Source organism: Aequorivita sp. IT1282 (assembly GCF_058068205.1).
Window position 1 is genome coordinate 565,690 of sequence record NZ_JBYRHR010000001.1, and the last position, 19,044, is coordinate 584,733.

Annotated in this window: 13 protein-coding genes; 10 read left to right on the top strand and 3 right to left on the bottom strand. The window is 36.5% G+C overall.

All coding sequences use genetic code 11. From position 1 onward, the window contains the following. The first annotated feature begins 95 nt into the window (after window positions 1–95). Window positions 96–5,216, top strand: a complete 5,121-nt coding sequence (locus tag AC3RVG_RS02680) for a translocation/assembly module TamB domain-containing protein (RefSeq protein WP_489689887.1) — start codon at window positions 96–98, stop codon at window positions 5,214–5,216. Between the two features lie 20 nt (window positions 5,217–5,236). Further along, the gene (gene tamL, locus AC3RVG_RS02685; RefSeq protein ID WP_489689888.1) at window positions 5,237–7,507 is read left to right on the top strand and encodes a translocation and assembly module lipoprotein TamL; all 2,271 of its coding nucleotides are present in this window, start codon (window positions 5,237–5,239) and stop codon (window positions 7,505–7,507) included. Between the two features lie 7 nt (window positions 7,508–7,514). Here the strand turns inward: tamL and AC3RVG_RS02690 are convergent, their stop codons facing one another. Further along, complete coding sequence (locus tag AC3RVG_RS02690) at window positions 7,515–8,126, bottom strand: hypothetical protein (RefSeq protein ID WP_489689889.1); 612 nt, start codon at window positions 8,124–8,126, stop codon at window positions 7,515–7,517. Window positions 8,127–8,263: 137 nt separating this feature from the next. On the opposite strand from AC3RVG_RS02690, the gene msrA reads away from it, so the two are divergent. The 3 genes from msrA (at window position 8,264) to AC3RVG_RS02705 (ending at window position 10,087) form a co-directional block, all read left to right on the top strand. After that, window positions 8,264–8,803 carry a peptide-methionine (S)-S-oxide reductase MsrA gene (msrA, locus tag AC3RVG_RS02695; RefSeq protein WP_489689890.1) on the top strand — a complete coding sequence of 180 codons (540 nt, stop codon included), beginning with the start codon at window positions 8,264–8,266 and terminating at the stop codon, window positions 8,801–8,803. A 92-nt stretch (window positions 8,804–8,895) separates the two neighbouring features. Continuing rightward, on the top strand, window positions 8,896–9,429 hold the full coding sequence (gene msrB / locus AC3RVG_RS02700) for a peptide-methionine (R)-S-oxide reductase MsrB (protein WP_489689891.1): 534 nt from the start codon (window positions 8,896–8,898) through the stop codon (window positions 9,427–9,429). Between the two features lie 211 nt (window positions 9,430–9,640). Next, complete coding sequence (locus tag AC3RVG_RS02705; RefSeq protein WP_489689892.1) at window positions 9,641–10,087, top strand: cold-shock protein; 447 nt, start codon at window positions 9,641–9,643, stop codon at window positions 10,085–10,087. Window positions 10,088–10,179: 92 nt separating this feature from the next. Here AC3RVG_RS02705 and AC3RVG_RS02710 read toward each other — a convergent pair whose 3' ends face one another. After that, window positions 10,180–10,413, bottom strand: coding sequence for a YtxH domain-containing protein (locus tag AC3RVG_RS02710; protein WP_489689893.1), 234 nt, complete (start codon window positions 10,411–10,413; stop codon window positions 10,180–10,182). Between the two features lie 254 nt (window positions 10,414–10,667). Here AC3RVG_RS02710 and AC3RVG_RS02715 point away from each other — a divergent pair, with 254 nt between their 5' ends. Continuing rightward, a complete protein-coding gene (locus tag AC3RVG_RS02715) occupies window positions 10,668–12,338 on the top strand; it encodes a sialidase family protein (protein ID WP_489689894.1) in 1,671 nt (556 codons plus the stop codon). 35 nt (window positions 12,339–12,373) lie between these two features. Here AC3RVG_RS02715 and AC3RVG_RS02720 read toward each other — a convergent pair whose 3' ends face one another. Next, complete coding sequence (locus AC3RVG_RS02720) at window positions 12,374–13,783, bottom strand: T9SS type A sorting domain-containing protein (protein WP_489689895.1); 1,410 nt, start codon at window positions 13,781–13,783, stop codon at window positions 12,374–12,376. A gap of 166 nt (window positions 13,784–13,949) precedes the next feature. Here AC3RVG_RS02720 and AC3RVG_RS02725 point away from each other — a divergent pair, with 166 nt between their 5' ends. The 4 genes from AC3RVG_RS02725 (at window position 13,950) to AC3RVG_RS02740 (ending at window position 18,969) form a co-directional block, all read left to right on the top strand. Further along, entirely contained in the window at window positions 13,950–15,521 is a 1,572-nt protein-coding gene (locus AC3RVG_RS02725; protein WP_489690127.1) for an SDR family NAD(P)-dependent oxidoreductase, read from the top strand. A 61-nt stretch (window positions 15,522–15,582) separates the two neighbouring features. After that, window positions 15,583–15,810 carry a VF530 family protein gene (locus tag AC3RVG_RS02730; protein WP_489689896.1) on the top strand — a complete coding sequence of 76 codons (228 nt, stop codon included), beginning with the start codon at window positions 15,583–15,585 and terminating at the stop codon, window positions 15,808–15,810. Between the two features lie 87 nt (window positions 15,811–15,897). Beyond that, the gene (locus AC3RVG_RS02735) at window positions 15,898–17,451 is read left to right on the top strand and encodes a DEAD/DEAH box helicase (RefSeq protein ID WP_489689897.1); all 1,554 of its coding nucleotides are present in this window, start codon (window positions 15,898–15,900) and stop codon (window positions 17,449–17,451) included. A gap of 276 nt (window positions 17,452–17,727) precedes the next feature. After that, on the top strand, window positions 17,728–18,969 hold the full coding sequence (locus tag AC3RVG_RS02740) for a peptidoglycan-binding domain-containing protein (RefSeq protein ID WP_489689898.1): 1,242 nt from the start codon (window positions 17,728–17,730) through the stop codon (window positions 18,967–18,969). Window positions 18,970–19,044 lie beyond the last annotated feature (75 nt).

Below are 19,044 nucleotides of genomic sequence, written 5' to 3' on the forward strand. Positions count from 1 at the left end.
TAACAGAAGTTTATGCGAAATAGTAGTTCGTAAGCAGGATTAGCTGCACAATTGATATGGAATTTTCATATTTTTGAATACTACCAAAAATTGCTTTGGAAAAGAAAAAAGAAGACAAAACCAAGCCAAAGAAATACAGGTTTTTAAGAATTCTCGGAAGAATTTTCGCGGGTCTTATAATCCTGTTTATTCTATTGGTTTTGTTTATCCGAAGTCCGTGGGGACAAAATATTATCGTGCAACGCGCTGTAAAATATGTCTCCGGAAAAACCCAAACAAAAGTTGAAATAGAAAAACTCTTCATCACTTTCGGTGGCAATATTATGCTGAAAGGTTTCTATCTTGAAGATAAAAAAGGTGATACTTTAGTTTATTCAAAATCATTGGAAGCAGATGTGCCGTTATTGCCAATTATACGGGGCAATGCAATAGGAATTAACTATTTGGAATGGGAAGGATTGCGGGCCAATATTATTCGAAAAGACTCCATAAAAGGATATAACTTTCAGTTTTTGATAGATGCTTTTGTTTCGCCAGACTCGACGAAAGTCGCTGTCGATTCTACAGCAGCACCCTTAGAAATTATTTTAGGTGAAATCAATTTTAAAGATATTCATGTAGTTTTTGATGACGCCGTACTTGGAATTGACAGCAAATTTAAAGTAGGTTCTTTGGCACTGCAAATGAAGAAAACCGATTTGGAAAACATGGATTTTCGCGCTTCGGAAGCGACAGTCTTCAATGCGCAAATAAAATACATTCAATCTCCCGTTCCGCCACCTACAACCGATGCACCGCCATTACCATATTTGGTTTTTGATGAACTTACACTAAAAAATGTTTTTTTAGATTATCAATCTTATGGCGACAGAATTGCAGCAAATCTGGAGATTTCTGAATTATATATCGAATTACCAAAAGCCAATTTGGTAAACAACGATATTGAAATTGGCGAGTTCAAATTAAAGAATTCAAAAGTCATAATAAATACCGAAACTGAAAATAATGGCATCACTCAAAAAGTTGAAGAAATAAAGGACGATTTAAAAGAAGACATCCAAAATTTTGAATGGCCAAATTTAAAAATTGCTATTTCAAAAATAGATTTGGAGCGAAACAACATTAGCTATTTTGTGGGTAAAAACGAGGTGAAACCCAATGTTTTCAATCCCAATGCAATCGCTTTGCAAAACCTAACATTAAAAGCCAACGATGTTTTTTTGAAAGATAAAAAGGCTGGCTTGCAATTGGAGACTTTAACCTTTAAAGAAGGCTCGGGTTTTAATCTAAATGAACTTGCGCTTAAGCTGAATGCAACCGACAACTATTTAGCGGTAAACGATTTAAAACTCGTACTAAACGACAATAAACTCAACGGAAAATTACGGTTGGATTATGAAACATTAGCGCACTTAGTTGAAAAGCCCAATCAATCAAAAATTGCATTAAATTTTCCTTCCTTTCAATTGGATTTAAAGGAAGTTTTCAAATTTCAACCTGCGCTTAAAAAGAATGAATACTTAAAAACAATCAGTAAAAAATACCTTTCCGGAAATGTTGAAGCAGAGGGTTATCTTTCTTCAATTCAAATTCCCAACTTGAATATTCGCTGGGGAAATTCAACCCGAATTTTCGCAAACGGTTTTATTCAAAATGTAACAAATCCTGAAAACTTAAAATTTAATATTCCTCGTTTCTCCGCGCAAACCAAACGAAGTGATTTGACCCAGTTTGTAAGCGAAAAAGATCTCGGTGTAAAGTTGCCAGAAAACGTTTCGCTTAAGGGAAACGCAAAAGGAAATTTAGAAGACGTTTATGCAAAGATGAATTTAACTACTTCTCAGGGCGTTGCAACAATTGACGGTCATTTTAAAAACGATTTGCAAATTGCCTTCGATGCCAAAGTTGAAATTCAAGAATACAAGTTGGATGAATTACTTCAAAATGAACAGTTAGGGCCAATTAGTTTGCGACTAAAGACCAAAGGTTCGGGTAGCGACATAAATTCTTTAGACGCTACTTTAGAGGCTACTGTTTCCAGTTTTCAGTTTAATAAATACGCTATAAAAGATTTGGAAATTAACGGTAATATTAAAAATGGAAAAGGCGAAGTTGTGTCTAATTACGAAGACGAAAACATCAACTTGGACCTTAATGCAGACGTGGTTTTAGATTCCATTTCGCCCAAGGCAAGCGCTCACTTAAATATTATTGGCGCCAATTTGCAATCGCTCGGGTTAATGAGTCGTGATGTGCGAACGGCTTTTAAATTGGATGCCGATTTTGAAGGAAATAAGGAAGGTTTTAATGTAATTTCTACCATTGGCGATGGGGTAGTGGTTTACGATAATAGAACTTATTTATTGGGAGATGTACTTGCAACGGCCCACGTTCGGAGTGATACAACTTCAATTTGGCTCGATAATAAAATGATAAAACTGAGCTTGGAGAGCAATACAGATCCTACCACTTTTAGTAGTTCGGTTCAGCGGCATATTTCCAGTTATTTTTCAAAAAACATTGCTTTTGCAGACACACTTCAAAATCCTGTAAAGCTCGATATTAAAGGTCAGATTGTACAAGCACCTGTTTTAAACGAAGTGTTTTTGGTGAATGTGAAAGAACTGGATACCATAAAAATAGACGTGGCTTTTGATGAAGCAGCCAGAAAATTGAAAGCGGGAATTACTGCGCCTCATATAAATTACGGCGGAAATGAACTTGATAGTTTGGCTTTTACGATGGATACCGATAAAGAGAAATTTGTATTCGATCTTGGTTTTAAAAGCATAAAAGGCGGTCCGTTGGATATTCCTAAAACGAAAATTGTCGGTAATCAGCAGAACGGTGAATTGAACCTGAATTTTAATTCGGTTTATAAAGACAGCACCTTAATAAATATTCAGTCGCAGATTACGGGAACTTCAGAAAAACTTCGATTTCACATTGTACCCGAAGATTTAGTTTTAGATAGAAATCCGTGGCAAACACCTGAAAACAATGAAGTTATTTTCTCCAAAAACGATTTGGAGTTTAACAATTTTCGCTTTAGCAGAAATAATCAAGTTGTAGAATTAACCCACAATCTCTTTGGTGTTGCGCAACAGCACGCCGCGATTACTTTTGAAAACTTCAAATTAAGTGAAATTTTAAATTACATAAATCCTTCCGAAGAGCTTGCAAAGGGAAATTTGAATGGCAATTTAGCCATTGTCGAACCTTTTGGAAATGCTGGGCTTTTGGCAGATCTTTCAGTTGAAGGCTTGAATTTGTTAGACGTAGATTTAGGAATACTTACAATCGATGCAAAATCGAAAGGCGGAAACAGTTATGATTTCGATTTAGCCTTAAAAAACGGAGAAGTAGATCTCGATTTAATGGGAGATTATATCGCAACTCAAAATGACGCAAAACTGAATTTAGATTTAAGTATAAATGAATTTAAGATGCGTGCTTTGGAAGGTTTTTCTTTAGGCGAAGTAAAAAATGCAGATGGGAGTTTTTCGGGTAATTTCAGTGTTACTGGAAGCACAACTGCTCCAAAATACGAAGGCAGTTTGAATTTTATAAATGCAGATTTTACTGTTACAAAGTTGAATGCTCCTTTCACTTTAGCCAATGAAATTTTGCGAATAGACAACAAAGGTTTGTACATGGATGGTTTTACGGTACTGGATGAAAACCAAAACAAACTTGTAATGACTGGAAAAATCGGGACGGAAAGTTTTATAAATCCCACCTTCGATTTAAAATTAAAAGCAGATAATTTCCAAGTTTTAAATGCCACTAAAGATGACAATGAATTTGTTTACGGAAAAGCCTCTTTTAATGCAGACGCCAAGTTAACAGGCGATTTGCAAATTCCGAGGCTAGACGCACAGATTACGGTAAACGACGATACAGATTTAACTTATATACTTCCGTCCTCCAGCGTCGCCATTGAAGAGCGCGATGGTGTAGTAATTTTTGTAAATCGTGAAAATCCCGACGCCATATTAACGCGAAATGTGGAAAAAACAGCAACGTTTACCGGACTCGATGTAAACGCGATTTTAAGAATCGGGAAATCTGCAAAAGTTACAATCATTATAGATCAGGAAACAGGTGATAATTTTGAGGTTTTTGGCGACGGTGAATTCGACTTTAATATGAATCCGAATGGACGAATGACTTTGAGCGGCGTTTATGAAATTGCCGGCGGCCATTATGAAATGAATTTGTACAATCTGGTAAACAGAAGATTCGAACTTTCGCCCGAAAGCAGAGTAACTTGGTCTGGAGATCCTTTTGATGCAAAGCTTGATGTGAAAGCGATTTACACTGTAAAAGCTTCGGCGGCTCCTTTAATGGCGCCCGTAACTTCGGGATCAGACCCTTCGGTAAAGAATAAATACAAACAGGTTTTACCGTTCAATGTATATTTAAATATTGATGGCGAATTAACGAAACCTGAAATTGGTTTTGATATCGAAATGCCAGAGGAAGAGCAGGGCGCAATTGGCGGACAGGTTTATGGCAGATTACAGCAAGTAAATACGCAGCAGGATGAATTAAACAGACAAGTATTTTCACTTTTAGTTTTAGGTCGTTTTTATCCTGAACCCGGTAGTGACGGTAGTGGCGGCGGATTTGCAACCGTAGCTCGTGATAACTTAAACGATGCGGTTTCAGATCAATTAAATGTTTTTTCAGATAAACTTTTAGGGAACTCGGGAGTGCAATTAGATTTTGGATTGGATAGTTATACAGACTATCAGGGTGATACTGCACAAGAACGAACACAGTTGGATATTGCCGCACAGAAAAAGCTTTTTAACGACAGGCTTATAGTTCGTGTGGGGAGTGAAGTAGATTTGCAAGGAAGCAGTTCTACGGACGAAGCAGCACCAATTGTTGGCGATGTAAGCTTGGAGTATCTGCTCACTGAAAACGGTAGATACAGACTGAAAGGTTTTCGAAAAAATCAGTTTGAAAATATAGTTGACGGGCAAACAATCGTTAGCGGAATTGCATTAATTTTTACGCAGGAATTCAACAAATTTGATGAGTTGTGGCAAGCTTTGCTGCGCGGTGAAACCAAAAAGGAAAAGGCTGAAAACAAAGCTGCCGAAGAACAGGCAGCGAAAGAAAAGGCGCAAAAAGAGGAGGAGCAAAGTGAAGAAGAAAAGAAAGTAGAGAAGAAAATAGAAAAGAGTGATTCATTAATTCGAAATTGATTGACCTTAAATATTAAAATTTGAACATTAGATATAAAATAATAACTGCTTTTATCACGATACTACTCGTGCTGCAATCTTGCGCAGTAAAGAAATTTATTCCAGAAGATGAGCGGCTTTATACAGGTGCCACCGTTGAAATAAAGTCAGATTCTGTGGTTGATAACAAAGGAAATTTAGAAACGGTATTGGAAGAAGCATTACGCCCAAAACCAAACAAGAAATTTCTAGGAATGCGCGCAGGGCTTCATTTTTATTATAAAATGCAACAGGAAAAACCAGGATTTATAAATCGGTTTCTCTATAAAAAAATAGGCGAGGAGCCAGTTTATCAAAGCGATGTAAAACCGTATGAGGTTGAAGAAATATTGCTTAATAGAATGGAAAACAGAGGGTTTTTCTACACAGAAGTAAGTTCAGAATTTGAAGAAAAAGAAAAGGAAGCTTCAGCAAAATATACAGTTAAAGCGCCCACACCCTATACCATTGCCAGCTACCAGCTAGATACATTACCGCAACCTATATATTCTGAAATAAAGAAAAGTGTTGCTGAAACGAAGCTTAAAAAAGGAATGCGTTTCGATCTTTCAAATATGAAATTGGAGCGCGATAGAATAGATCGTGATTTAAAACAGAAAGGATATTACAATTTCAATTCTAGCTTCCTACTTTTTGAGGCAGATACCAATCAATACAATAAAAAACGCTTCGATCTTTTTCTTCGGTTAAAGAAAGATGTGCCCGAAAAGGCCATTATTCCTTATAAAATTTCAAAAATTAACATCTATGGAAATTATGATGGTCGAGATTCTACAGTTATTGAAGTAACCCGTTTTAATGATAAAAACTACATTAATAGCGCAGCTATCTTCAAACCAAAACATCTGGATCCCTTTATTACATTAGAAGAGGGAACGTTATATAGTCCTGAAGATTCACGGAATACAGCAAGACGACTTTCTACTATAGGGGCGTATAAATTTGTGAATATTCAGTATAAGGAAACAGATTCTTTTCAAACAGATAGTTTGGGAATTTTGGAGGCTAATATTTTTCTTTCTCCCTTGAACAAACGCGCTTTGCGAGCTGAATTGCAGGCTGTAACAAAGTCTAATAATTTTGCTGGCCCAGGTTTGGCGCTAACGTACAGCAATCGCAATCTTTTTAACGGAGGTGAAACATTAAATACCACAGCTAGTTTAGGATACGAAGTGCAGATTGGCAGCGGCAGTAACAGCGGAAATACCAGTATTAATCTCGGCTTGAAATCTGAACTGATTTTCCCTCGGGTAATTTTTCCTATAAAAATTAATACAGATTTTTTCAAATATTCCATTCCAAAAACTAAAACAAGCCTTGGTATTGATTATTTAAGCAGGTCTCAACTTTATACCTTGCTTTCGGGCACGGCGCAGTTTGGATACATTTGGCAAGCCAATAAATTTGTTACTCACGAAATTATTCCTATTTCAATAAATTATACTAATCCTTCAAATACAACTCCCGAATTTGACGCAATTTTAGAAGAAAATCCTTTCTTAAAGCGCAGTTTTGATCAGCAATTTATTTCTGGCTTAAACTATTCATTTACATATAATGAAATGGTCGATGCTTCAAAAAAGAACCAGTTTTTTCTAAATGCCACATTGGATATTGCCGGAAATAGCATTAGTCTCTTCGGAAAAGATAATGGGACGGGAACCAATGAGTTTTTAGGGTTGGAGTATGCACAATTTGCCAAGGCCGATATAGATTTTAGATATCATTTTAAATTAGGGCAAGGACAGCTAATTGCAACCAGGCTCTTTGGTGGCTACGGATATGCTTATGGTAATTCAGAAGTTGTTCCCTATGTAAAACAGTACTATTCTGGTGGGCCATACAGTGTGCGGGCTTTCAGAATTAGATCGTTAGGGCCGGGAACTTATAATGACGAAGAAAACCCTGACAGCAATTATTTTGATCAGACAGGAAACATTCGTTTGGAGGCAAATATTGAATACAGATTTCCACTATTTTCATTCTTCAAAGGCGCTGTTTTTGCAGATGCGGGAAATATTTGGAACTCGAAAGCGAATCCAAATTATAATGGGGAGGATAAATTCACTTCAAATTTTATAAATGAATTAGGAATGGGGGCGGGTATTGGCCTACGTGTTGACGTTCAGGGCTTCGTGCTTCGTTTTGATTTTGCCGCGCCATTTCACGATCCATCACTTGCTGAAGGAAAACGCTTCAATTTTAACGTGCAAGAAACCGTTTTTAACTTCGGAATTGGTTATCCGTTTTAAAGTATTTCTACTTATTTAATTCTTCCAACAGCTGATCGTAATCTTCAATTTTTACGTGCAAGGTTCCGTCTAGGCTTATAATTGGTGTAGTTATTGAATCTATTTTAACTGTAGAGTTAGCAAACGCGGGCGCCAGTTGGTCTTTTAGCTCAGGTTTTTCTGAAAAGCGCAAGGCAGTATATAAATATTTGCTTTTATCAAGGTCGGAAACTAGCGAATCACAATCTACACAATTTTCAGAAATGTAAATTATTACTTTCTTCTTTGGCTCAATTTTTATAGCTTCAAAATCCCTTCGCATGGCACGTCGGGAAAGACTATCGCTTACTTCTAATTTGTAAGTGTAATTTGCTTTTTTACCTCTATCTACCATCAAATTAGTAAGCAATACTTTTGAAGCCGCGGGAATTCGGACAGGTCTTGGGGCACTTTTACTTTGCCTAAAATTTGTTCCTTCTACCGTAATTGTAACGTCCAGATCTTGCTCGGTTTTATTTAAACCATAAAGAAATAGACGGCTCGGTTTTTCTTCTTCAACAATTTCTATTTGTTGGTCTTGAGAAAATACTGGAGTAACGCTTATTGAAAAGAGTAATGCGAATAGTAAATATTTATTCATGAAGAACTTTTTAAGGTTTTTTAAAGATATAAATTTCAGTGTATAAACAAAAAATAATTGTTAAGAACCATTCGTAGCTTTAACAAGACTTTGTAACCTTCCTAAAAGGCAGTAAGTATCTTTGAAAAAAAAGCGAAATGAAAGAAAATAATTTACAACAAATAACTGTAGGAGGTGGCTGTTTTTGGTGCACCGAAGCAGTTTTCGATCAAATAAAAGGAGTTGAGAAAGTAGTCTCTGGTTACTCCGGCGGAACAGTCCCGGGAACACCCACTTATCGCGAAGTTTGCAGTGGCCTTACGGGTCACGCAGAGGTAATTCAGGTTACTTTTAATCCAACAATAGTTTCTTTTGCAGATTTACTCATCATATTTATGACCAGTCACGATCCAACAACTTTAAATAGTCAAGGTGCAGATAAGGGAACACAGTATCGTTCTGTAATTTTTTATCACGACGAAAAGCAGAAAGAATTTGCTGAAACTATTTTAAAAGAAATGAAACCTTACTACGAAAACCCAATTGTAACTGAATTAAGCCCATTGGAAAAGTTTTTTCCAGCAGAAGATCAGCACCAAGATTATTATACCAATAACAAGTCGCAAGGTTATTGTACAGCTGTTATTACGCCAAAACTTGCAAGGCTGCGACAAATGCACGCCGATAAGTTGAAATAACAATGCGGATATAATTTTCAGTAGTTGCTTATTTTAAAACCAGTCAGACTTCATTTGCGTATATTTTATAAGTACACTAAAATATAAATGTTATGAAAAGCAATTTATCAAAAACTATCATTCTATCTTTTGGATTACTGCTTGGCCTTTCTCAGGTATCTTGCCAGAATAACGTAAAGAAAGATGACGCAAAGTCAACCAACAATTCTAAGGCTTTGGCCATGGATAATACATTTCCTAAAGCGAAGCCGGACGCTGAATGGAAAAATGAACTTACAAATCAACAGTATCAAATAATGGTGAAAAAAGGTACCGAAGCACCATTTAATAATGAATACTACGATAATCACGAAAAGGGCATTTATGTAAGTGCTGCCACGGGCGAACCGTTATTCAGAAGTGAAGATAAGTTTGATTCCGGAACTGGGTGGCCATCTTTCTCAAAACCTATAAATGAAGATGCGGTGCTGTGGGCAAAAGACAACAGCTTGGGAATGTCTAGAGATGAAATAGTAGAGAAATCAACTGGTCTGCATTTGGGTCACGTCTTTAACGATGGCCCAGAGCCAACAAATTTGCGTTATTGTATGAATTCTGCAGCTCTCAAGTTTATAAAGCAGGAGTAGTTTAAAAAACTAGCTAATTTTGATTCTGAAACCTTTAACCATTTTTATGATATTAAATTGTGAAAAAACCGTATCTTTGTAGCCCTCAGATGAGCAATATTTTAAAATCCAGCTAGGTAAACCAATAAAAAAACTATTCACATATAACTAATTAAAAAGTCATCTGCAGTCCGTGGATGGCTTTTTTTGTACTAAAAATTTAAAAATTAAAATGGCAAAATCGCAACAGACGTATAGTAAAAAGGAAAAAGAAAAAGCGAAGCTGAAAAAGCGGGAAGACAAGCAAAAGAAAAAAGACGCTCGCAGAGCGGATAAGACTCCTGGAGTTGAATTCGTTTATGTTGACTACAACGGAAATTTAGTAGATACTCCACCAGATCCATCTATGAAAGTAGAGATAGAAGCTGAAGATATTATATTAGGTATTCCACCGAAAGAAGAAGGCGATCGCGAAGCTTTTAACCCAGTAAGAGAAGGGAAGGTTTCATTTTATGATTCTTCCAAAGGCTTTGGTTTTATTATCGATAATGAAAATAACGAAAAATATTTTACGCACGTAAGCGGCATTATTGATGAAATTGCTGAAAATGACAACGTAACTTTTGAACTTGAAAAAGGACAACGCGGAATGAATGCCGTGAAGGTAAAAAAGGTATAATTATTATTGCTTTTTAGAGCAATAAAAAATCCCGCTATTAGCGGGATTTTTCTTATTAAAATAGGTAAAGCCTAGCTTGTCATATCTATAGCTTATTTTCTAAGTTCGTCAGCCTCTCTTTTGGCAGAGTTTTTAAGTTGGTCGTACTTTTCTGAAATAGTATCTTGTACTTCTCCAGCCTTTTCTTTTATTTTACTACCAGTTTCGTTGGCTTTGTCTTTAAGTCTTTGCTTTTCTTCAGGGGTCAAATTTTTGTATTTCCAAAATGCTAATGCCCCAGCTGCTACTCCAATAAGCGCAAGTAATCCTTTTCCTTTATTGTTCATGTTGTTTGTTTTTTTTGTTTAAGTGAAGGTACGGCTTTAGAAGTCTCAATCATAATTCTGAAATGACTTTAATATAAGTTTAATATTCTACAACTCAATTTAATAAAAGGTTTACAATTTCTTCATTGAAAAATTAAAGTAAAACATTAATAATTGGGTGTATATCATTTCTAATCAAATTGTTGTAATTTTAGAAACACTCCTTCAATTTTTTTATTATGAATAATCTCCGCTTTAAGACTAGACTTATTTCAATGTATTTTTTTTTACTTTTATTATTAACTAGTTCTTCATTATTCGCACAAGATACTTCACGAGAAAAATTTAAAAATAGTTATCACGAAACGATCGATCACCCTTATGTTCCAGTATCGAAATCTTCAATGGAACGGAGTGCTGCCTATAAAGTTTCCACTCCAAACTATTTTACTAGACAAGTAAATGTGGATGTAAACGGAAATAATATAGTAGGCGATGCAGGCAATGAACCTTCCATTGCAATAGACCCTACAAATCCAAATAGAATAGTTATAGGTTGGCGGCAATTTGATACTGTGGATAGCAACTTTCGGCAAGCGGGTAATGGATATTCGCTGGATGGAGGATTAACATGGACTTTTCCTGGTGTTCTCGATCCTGGAATTTTTCGATCAGATCCCGTTTTAGATTTTGATGCTGACGGAAACTTTTATTATAATAGCTTGAAGGGAGGCTTTAATTGCGACGTTTACAAAATTACCGATGGAGGTAATGATTGGGGAGTTCCTGTAGCCGCAAAAGGAGGCGACAAACAGTGGATGCGTTTAGATAAAACAGACGGTATTGGTAAAGGAAACAATTATTCTTTTTGGAGTTCCAATTTCTCCAATTGCACCGGCGCATTTACGCGGTCAACAGATGGAAGCAACACTTTTGAAGATTGCATATTTATTGACGGCAATCCAGTGTGGGGAACTTTGGCGGTTGATGCGGAAGGCACGCTATATATAGCAGGAACTTCAAATTTTGGGATTGTACTTATAAAATCTACCACTGCAAAAGATCCATTGAGTAATACTACTTGGGAAAGAATAGTGCCTGTTAATTTAGATGGAGATCTCAATTTTTACGAGCCAGTAAATCCCGTAGGCTTGATGGGGCAGGTGTGGGTAGATGTAGTCGTTTCCAACGGTCCTGGGCATGGTAATGTTTACGTAGCCGCATCGGTGGGGCGTTTTTCAAATAATGACCCGGGAGATGTAATGTTTGCAAAAAGCACTAATGGCGGAGATATATTTCATCCTCCTGTTAGAATAAACACGGACCCCGGAACAACCGCTCACCAATGGTTTGGAACTATGTCTGTAGCGCCAAACGGTCGTATTGATGTAATTTGGCTAGATACTCGTGATGCATCTAATGGTATTGATTCTGTGCTTTACTATAGCTTTTCCGAAGACGAAGGAGAAATTTGGTCTGATAACACGCCAATTTCTGATCCTTTCGATCCGTCAATTGGCTATCCACAACAAAATAAAATGGGAGATTATTTCGATATGGTGAGCGATGATGATTACGCTCATCTTGCCTGGGCCAGTACACTTAATGGTGGGCAAGATATTTATTACTCGCGTATTTCGCCAAACGGACTTTTAAATGTTGAAGATTTAACCGCCACTAATTTTGAATTAATTTCTTTCCCAAATCCTTTTTCTGATGAAACAACGCTTCAATTTACACTCGATAATCAAGAAAAAGTGAAAATTGAAGTATTCGATATTCGGGGAAGAAAACTCAATACCCTTCTAGATGAAGTAGTTTCTGGAAAACAAAATATTATTTGGAAAGGAGCGAATGCAAGCGGCGCAAAACTAACGTCAGGATTATATTTCATCACTTTAAAATCTGAAACGAAAAGAGCGAATCTGAAAATTTTATTGAATTAACGCCTTAAACTTTAGAATCCAAAATTTCATTTTTATTAGTTTTTTATCAGTTTTAAACTATAGATTTTCCCGGCCATTTCTATTTGTAAAATATATATACCCGCATCTAAAAACTCAGTATTAAATTGTCCATTTACAACTTCTTGGTTTTTAATAATGATCTTTCCCGTAAGGTCCACAATACTGATCTTTTCAATAGTCCCTTTTTGAGAAGAAATAATTTGAATGCTATTATTTGCGGGGTTCGGATAAACTTGAAATTGTGATGTGCCAAAGTCATCGGTACTCAAAAGTACACAATCAATTTGAACAGGTTCCAATCGGTCTATTGTAGTTCCGTCACCCAGTTCTCCAAATCGATTTCTACCAAAAGAAGACAAAATATTATCATCGTTTATTACAAATGTATTGTAAGCACCCAATGCTGTGGTTTCCCAGTTAGTACTGGTATCAAAAAGAGTAGGTTCTAAAATATTGTCTAAGGTTCCATTCCCTAATTGTCCAAAATTATTATATCCCCACGTCCACAAAATGTTATCATTTTTTTGGGCCAAATTGTGGTGGTAATATGTTTTAATATCTTTCCAATCTGTATCGAAACCAATCCTAATAGGCCATAATACAAGGGTGTTGCTGGAAGTTCCATTTCCCAATTGCGACTTGTCATTGTGTCCCCAAGCCCATAATGAGCCATCGTCTTTTAGTGCAATGGTATGGTCAAAGCTGGCGCTAACTAATTTCCAATCTGTTCCTGGTGCTATATGTGTTGGCAATAATCTATTAGTATTTGTGCCATCTCCAAACTGACCGTAGTTGTTTAAACCCCAGCCCCAAAGGGTGCCGTCTGTTTTTATTGCGAGTACATGGAATAAACCAACTGAAAAGTTTTCCCAATCATTATCCAATCCTATTTGTTCGGGCGCATTTCTATCATTTGTGGTATTGTCGCCCAATTGTCCGTGATCGTTTAATCCCCAACTCCACAAGGTTCCATCATTTTTTAATGCAACCGTAAAAAAATTCCCTACACCTACAGCTTGCCAGTCTGTATCAGTATTTATTTTGATTGGCACAGTAGTATCTATGTTTGTTCCGTCTCCTAATTGGCCCTGAACATTTGAACCCCACGCCCAAAGTGTATTATCGTTTTTAAGAGCAACTGTGTGATAAAGCCCCCCTTCTGCAAACTGCCAATCGCTGTCAATTCCTACTTGAATGGGTGCTAGCAAATCGGTAAGGTTACCAATTCCCAATTGACCTTTTTGATTAAGACCCCAACTAAACAATTTTCCATCATCTTGAATGGCGAGTGCATGCCAAGCTCCTTTTTCTATTTTCGTCCAACATTGGGCAATGGTAGTATTTGTAATTAATAAAAGAATTAAAAATAATAAAAGCCTACCGCTGTATGGCTGAGGCTTTTGTGAGGTTAGTGTTTTTTTCATTGGTTAAATTTTAATAAATATACATTTTTATTGTTTTATTGATTGAATTGGCCCATAACAATGGTTTGTAATAATTTTTTTGCACGTTCAAACTGTGACTATATTTGCCGAAAATTAAATTATGTCAAAGCAGGTTCCTGAAATGGAAACTTCTATAAAGGAAGAAATGAAGAATTTGAACGAATCCGATGGCGGTAATGAGTCACAACAGGAGATTAATGCGGAAGAAATAGCAAAGTGTATCGCTATCCTTGAGCACTTAAATAACAATACCGATCAAATTTTTGAAATCCCAAAAGGACAACGCACCGCTCTAATAAAAGCTTCGGGGCAATTTTCTCGTCCCAATCGCGAAGAATTTTCGCGCAGAAAAAAAGATGCCCAAAAAGCACAAAAACGTAAGCAAGCCAATAAAGATAGAACCGCTCGAAAAGAAACAGGTATTAGAAGCGCTCGCGAAAACATTGTATTTGTAGCGCCAAAATTATTGCAGGCAACAGATTTATCACTTAAAAAAGATATAGAACTTGAGTCGCCGCGCAACTGCTACGTTTGCAAAACTCTTTACACTAAACTCCATCACTTTTACGATACGATGTGCACGGAATGTGGAGATTTCAATTATGCGAAACGTTTTCAATCTGCCGATTTAACTGGGCAGGTTGCAGTTATGACGGGTTCGCGCTTAAAAATTGGGTACCATATTTCATTAATGTTGCTTCGGGCGGGAGCTACTGTTGTTGCCACAACAAGGTTTCCAGCAGATTCAGCATATCGTTTTGCGCAGGAGGAAGATTTCAATCAATGGAGTAAGCGTTTGAAGATTCATGGTTTGGATTTAAGGCATATTCCGAGTGTAGAAATTTTCTGTAATTATATTGAGCAGAAATACGAAAACCTCGATATTCTTATTAATAATGCAGCGCAAACCGTTCGAAGGCCAGCAGGTTTTTATCAGCATTTAATGGCGAAGGAGGAAATGCCTTTAGAGGATCATCCGCAATTTGTGAAAGATTTGCTGCACGATCACATGCATTGTTTGCAAGAATTAAAAACCCTTACAGACGATATTGGTAAAAACCCAAACAAGAATTTGCCGGTTACTTGGCACGGTTCGGAACCTGGAATAGGCATTCGTGCTTCAGCTAAACTATCGCAGATTCCGTACAGTTTCGACAATTCTTTAAGTGCAAAAGAAGTGTTTCCCGAAGGAAAATTGGATGCAGATTTACAACAAGTAGACCTCAGAAAAACAAACAGTTGGCGCTTAAGGCTTGGTGAAATTGAGACTACCGAAATGATTGAAGTTCAGCTAGTAAACTCAATTGCACCTTTTGTGCTTTGCAATCGTTTGGGCGAAATAATGAAGAAGGAAAACACGGGTAAAAAACACATTATAAATGTGTCGGCAATGGAAGGAAAGTTCCACAGATTTTTTAAGGAAGATCGTCATCCACATACAAATATGGCGAAAGCCGCGCTTAATATGCTAACACATACTGCCGCAGGAAGTCTTGCAAAAGAAGGAATATTTATAAACGCTGTAGATACGGGTTGGGTAACAGATGAAGACCCTGCAGAACTTGCAAAGCGCAAAATGGAGCTGCACGATTTTCAACCACCGCTCGATATTGTAGACGGCGCTGCCCGAGTAATGGATCCATTAATTGACGGGATTAACACTGGCAAACACTGGAGCGGGAAGTTTTTGAAGGATTATAGACCCATTGATTGGTAGTTTCCTATAGAACCAAGACGTTTTGAGTCACGACTTATTTGAACACTATTAAATAATTATTATGAATAACGAACAACCCAACAACCCTTTACACGGAATAAAACTAGCTGAGATAATGGAACAACTCGTGGAGTATTACGGGTGGGACGTTTTAGGCGAAAAAATAAAAATAAACTCTTTCAATAGCAATCCTTCCATTAAATCGAGTTTAACCTTCCTTCGAAAGACACCGTGGGCTCGTGAAAAAGTGGAGCAACTTTACCTAAAAACGAACTTTTCGAAAACATAAATAAATTCTTTCTTAATAAAAATCTTAATTATTCCCCAAAAACCTACAAAAGGGTGTATTTTTGCAAACCTGCAAAATGATGATTATATGACTGATATTCAAGACGCTGTTCAAGAGAAAAAGACTGATAAAGAGCTGTATAGCTACCAAAAAGGTGCTATTGATAGGATTTTTGACAAATTTGAAACAGCGCCAGATGATTACCATTTACTTTACCAACTTCCCACTGGTGGAGGGAAAACGGTTATATTTTCTGAAATAGTTCGTCAGTATTTAAAGCACCACAACAAAAAGGTTTTGGTAATGACTCACCGTGTTGAGCTTTGCAAGCAAACCTCAGAAATGTTGTCTAGTTTTGGTGTAGTAAATAAAGTGGTTAACAGCACCGCAAATCTTTCAGATCAGGCCAAATACAGTTGTTTTGTTGCAATGGTTGAAACGCTTAACAATCGTTTGAATGATAATAAGCTCGATATTTCAGACATTGGTTTGGTAATTATAGATGAAGCCCACTATAATTCATTTACAAAGCTTTTTAAATTCTTCGAAAAATCCTTTATTCTTGGTGTTACTGCTACGCCTTTGAGTTCCAATAGAAGCCTTCCGATGAAGGACAATTATCAGGAACTTATTGTAGGCGAGAGTATTGAGTCTTTAATTGAAAATGAATTTTTGGCGGAAGTTGAGGTTTTTCAATATAATATGGGGCTTACTTCCTTAGAAATAGGTTCTAATGGCGATTATACCGTAAAATCTTCAGACGATTTGTACTCTGGAGTGGGAATGTTAGATCAATTGTTTCAAGCGTATAATGCGCATTCCAAAGGCAAAAAAGTATTGATTTTCAATAATGGGATAAACACTTCTATACAGGTTTATTATCATTTAAAAGCAGAAGGTTTAAACGTTATGCATTTGGATAATACTGCGTCCAAAAAAGAACGTAAACAGATTTTAAGATGGTTTAAAGAAACTCCAGATGCTATTTTAACTTCGGTAAGTATCTTGACTACTGGATTTGATGAGCCTACCATTGATACAATTATTCTGAATAGAGCAACACGTTCGCTTACGCTTTATTTCCAAATGATAGGTCGAGGTTCACGAATTTTGAACAATAAGTCAAAATTTAGTATGATTGATTTGGGGAACAACTATCAGCGTTTTGGTCCTTGGGAAGCCCCCTTAGATTGGCAAGCAATTTTCCGATCTCCAGATTATTATATGGATCGTTTAATGAACGATGATGAGTTGGAGAGCCACTTTAGGTATGAAATGCCTGAAGAACTTAGAGCAGAATTCGCGAAAAGTAAAGAGGTTTATTTCGATATTAAAAAAACCTATACCGAAGCAACTTTTAAAGGTGAATCGTCCAAAGTAGTCCTGGAGCGTTCTATTGCACATCACGCTTATATATGTATTGAAAATAGTGAAGATATTTATGACGCATTAGGATTGGCAAAAATGCTTAATGATGATATTAATCATCGCATTGAGAAATACTCACAGTGCATAAGCAAGAGTACACATAACTTTATTAGCTGGTTGAATGACGATTATCGCCTAAAACTTAGAAGTTACCTTCGCGATAATTTTGATACCGTGTTTGAAGAAATAAACGGTTTTCCACCCGAAGAATAATCATTCAAAATAATTATACGATTTTTAGTTGGAGATAGGGGCGCTTCTGAATCTTAATCTTCAATCTCAGTTATTTTCTCATTGTAATTTCTTATATTTAAGATTGAAAGCACTTTTACAAAAGATTGAGCTACAAGGTGTAGCGCATTAATTTTTTAATAAGCTGTTTTATCTCCTCATTTTTTAGCCCCAAAATCAATATAGACTCAATAGTTTTTAAATGCCTGACTTCTTTCAAGTTTGGATTTATTCTAATATTAATTAAAAACTACTATAATGAGCACTATTTTTCTCGGAAGTTGTGATTTAGGTAAAATTCCTGCAGATCGTAAAATTTTTTTAAAACCATACCACAAAGATGGACTTACGGCTACTGCTGTTTCATTTCGTGACGACGATAGAACCACTTGGCGCTCTTTTAGACAAGAAGATTCTAATGAAGTAGCAAAGCTTCAACAATTTTTGTTCAAGGCTGGCTTTATGCCCAGAGGGGTTATTGACGGTGTTTTTGATTATGTTACTCAGGCGGCTACTAGATTATTTCAGGAATATGTTCGTACAATGGATCCCGATGGTGACCCAACTATGGTGCCTGACGGACTTGTGGGAAAAGTAACGATGCAACATGTAGATCGTTGGAAAAAGCAAGGAAAAGTAGCGGAATGGGGTAAATCTTCTTCGGCGAAAGCATCAAAAGAATACAAAAATTGGATTAAACTTCTTAACGAAGCCAAAGCGCATTACAAAGCGAATCCAGGACCAATTATGAAGTTTGTAAACTCATTACAAAAAACACATTCCACTATTAAAGCCGGCGACTGGAATTTTAGCACAGATGAAATTCATTTAATAGGAATACGCCGTAAACAAAACCAGTCTGAAGCTAATAAACGAGCTAATGATGACTTGTTTGTGTTGTTAGTTAACGGAATGGTTTTTAAATTTTGGGGCTCAACAGACCCGAGTAAAAATATGGTAGGCACTAGTCGAAATGCGCCATTTCTTGTGGAGGGACAACATAAATACAGATTTGGATGGCATAAAATTTCCGTAGAAAATAAAATTTATCGCGCCTTAAAACCTCATAGTTCGGCAGGAGTAGTAATTCTCAGAGATCTCGATAAGGATGATGCTCTCACACCAAATGATCTAAAAGTAGAAGGAAACCAAAGCTTAGAGGTAAATAACAGTATAAATATCCATTGGTCTGGAATGGGACATTCTAATTGGTCTGCAGGTTGCCAAGTAATCGTGGGTAAAAATTACATAAATAATAAAAATGAATTGGTAGACTGCTCAAAATTTGCGTCTTCGGCTTACAGTGAGTTAAATGGTGTTTCGAAGAAAACAAAAGCCGCATACAATGTTTTGGCTGATTTAATTGTGTGTTATTCAAAACCAGGAGCGAACCATATCTTGTATACGTTAGGTCGTGAAGAGTCACTAAATCTTGACGCTAATTTTGGTAAAGATTATGCGATCCAAAACTTAAAAAGAATGAATCCGAGTGCTACATAATTAGTTTAATTCATTAAAACGCTGTGACTTTAATAAAAATATAAGACATTACTTCAAATTCGATTCGCAACATAT

Excerpts from the sequence above, each read along its gene's own strand:
- AC3RVG_RS02690 (WP_489689889.1), bottom strand. The coding sequence starts at position 8,126 with ATGAATAAATATTTACTATTCGCATTACTCTTTTCAATAAGCGTTACT.
- msrA (WP_489689890.1), top strand. The coding sequence starts at position 8,264 with ATGAAAGAAAATAATTTACAACAAATAACTGTAGGAGGTGGCTGTTTT.
- msrB (WP_489689891.1), top strand. The coding sequence starts at position 8,896 with ATGAAAAGCAATTTATCAAAAACTATCATTCTATCTTTTGGATTACTG.
- AC3RVG_RS02705 (WP_489689892.1), top strand. The coding sequence starts at position 9,641 with ATGGCAAAATCGCAACAGACGTATAGTAAAAAGGAAAAAGAAAAAGCG.
- AC3RVG_RS02710 (WP_489689893.1), bottom strand. The coding sequence starts at position 10,413 with ATGAACAATAAAGGAAAAGGATTACTTGCGCTTATTGGAGTAGCAGCT.
- AC3RVG_RS02715 (WP_489689894.1), top strand. The coding sequence starts at position 10,668 with ATGTATTTTTTTTTACTTTTATTATTAACTAGTTCTTCATTATTCGCA.
- AC3RVG_RS02720 (WP_489689895.1), bottom strand. The coding sequence starts at position 13,783 with ATGAAAAAAACACTAACCTCACAAAAGCCTCAGCCATACAGCGGTAGG.
- AC3RVG_RS02725 (WP_489690127.1), top strand. The coding sequence starts at position 13,950 with ATGAAGAATTTGAACGAATCCGATGGCGGTAATGAGTCACAACAGGAG.
- AC3RVG_RS02730 (WP_489689896.1), top strand. The coding sequence starts at position 15,583 with ATGAATAACGAACAACCCAACAACCCTTTACACGGAATAAAACTAGCT.
- AC3RVG_RS02735 (WP_489689897.1), top strand. The coding sequence starts at position 15,898 with ATGACTGATATTCAAGACGCTGTTCAAGAGAAAAAGACTGATAAAGAG.
- AC3RVG_RS02740 (WP_489689898.1), top strand. The coding sequence starts at position 17,728 with ATGAGCACTATTTTTCTCGGAAGTTGTGATTTAGGTAAAATTCCTGCA.